Here is a 1,831-nt window from a genome sequence, read left to right on the forward strand (position 1 = left end):
GCACCAGTGAAGCAGACCCGGTGAGCCCCGGCGAGCGGCACCTTCGCAGACCCGGCGAGCAGACCCGGCGCGCTGACCTCGACATCCCACACGGCCACGGCCCCCGAGAGGCCGCGCCGTCCGATCAACCCGATGCGACAGGGAGAACCCGCAGTGCCCACCCAGACTCAGCAGACCACCGGCCCGGCCGCCCAGCAGCAGGGCACGCACCACTTCGTCCTGACCCTCCAGATGCCGCAGCCCGAACGGGGCTACATCACCGCCACGTTCACCAGCACCGTCACGCCCGGTCCCGGCGAGACCCGGGCCGACGTCTACGAGGTGCTGCGCGAACAGATCACCCGCGCGCACCCGCACTTGGAGCGGGCCAACGTCATGTTCTTCTCGCTGGAGCGCAACCAGCTCTGAGCGGCGAGCACGGACTGATTCACCCGGCGCGGCCCCATGTGGCCTGGCAGCTCGTGGGCCGCGCCGGTCCCCTTCCCGATGCTTCGAGTTGGAGGACTCCAGCATGACCGAGACCAGTACGGAAGCGGTAGCGGGCCCACAGGCCGCTGTCGCGCCGCCGGTCGAGAAACCGCCCGAGCCGACACCGCCCCCGGCCCCGAGCGCGTCTGGTGTGGAGCACACGCCGGGTGGGTGGCCGGTGGTGCCGCTGGCGCTGACCGGCACGAACACCACCATCGGCGCGGTCGCGTCCGCCGGTTTGGCCGGTGGTCCGGTCGGCGCTGCGGCTGCTGCGGCTGGCGCCCTGCTTGTGGGCGGCATCGCGGTCGCCCGCTCCAGCCGGAAGGACAAGGCCAACGCCCCCCGCTCCAGCAGCCATATGAACGCGCCGGTCAAGCCTGGCGGGCGCGGTCACCGGCCGGGAAGTCCGGGCAGGATTCCCGGGCTGGGTCGCGGTGCTGGCCGTGGCGGGGCGGCATCCGGCACCCGCGGTGGCCGAGGACCGTCGAAGTGGTCCCGCCAGCACGAGCGTTCGGCCGCTGCCTTCAGCGGTGCCGGAGCGCTCCGCAAGACTTCGCCTGTCAGCGGTACCGGCCGGAAGCACAACGACGGCGCCACGCCGCGATCCGGGTTCGGTGCGGGCAGCCGCGGCGATGCCGGACGCGTCGGCCAGGTGCGGGCGCTGCGTCAGGCTCGACGCGATCAGGCCCCGACGCGGGGTGCTGCCCGCCGGGAGACGACGCAGGCGCGGCGGGATGTGGCCGATGCCCGGCGCGCCGCCAAGGCCGCTGCCCGAACCAACACAGCGGGATCGCGGGGCACGTTCGGGCGGGCTGCGGCGCGGGGTGCGGGCTGGGCCGGGCGGGCGCGGGACACGGCCGTCAACCGGGCCCGCGCTGCGCGGGACCGCCGCACCCGAGACCGGCTCGACGGCGCCCGGAGTGCGGTGCGCCATGCTCCGGCCCGCCGCCGTGCCCGGTCGGCACTGTGGCGGTCCGCGGCCCGCATGCACGGTCGTCGTCTGCTGGCCGCCGCCCTGGCCGCCCCGCTCGGGGCGCTGGGGATGCTGACCACGCCGTTGGGGCGCAAGCTCGGCTGGGCCTGGCTCCAGCACCCCGGACGGCGCCTGTACCGGCGGCTGACGCACTCCGCCCGCCAGGCGCGGGACGAGCGCGATGAGCAGATCCGCCAGCAGCTGGCCGACGAGGAGGCCGAGGCTGACGCGGCAGCCGAGCAGGACCCGAACGAGATCGGGGACCGCGTCGAGCGGCCCACCCACCTGGTTCCCAGCACCACCACCCCGTCTGACCTGGAGGTCATTGACGTGTCCGGTTTCAAGTTCGCTGAGGCCGCTGCCGAGATGGAGAACGCGGCCCGCTCCTAC

Annotated in this window: 2 protein-coding genes; both read left to right on the top strand. The window is 74.4% G+C overall.

All coding sequences use genetic code 11. The features are described 5' to 3' along the window. The first annotated feature begins 153 nt into the window (after nucleotides 1-153). Nucleotides 154-408, top strand: coding sequence for a hypothetical protein (locus tag LCH29_RS43855; RefSeq protein WP_446467270.1), 255 nt, complete (start codon nucleotides 154-156; stop codon nucleotides 406-408). A gap of 103 nt (nucleotides 409-511) precedes the next feature. Further along, nucleotides 512-1,831, top strand: a 1,320-nt coding sequence (locus LCH29_RS43860) for a hypothetical protein (RefSeq protein WP_446467271.1), incomplete at its 3' end; no start/stop codon positions are given.

Source organism: Streptomyces sp. BRA346 (assembly GCF_052851135.1).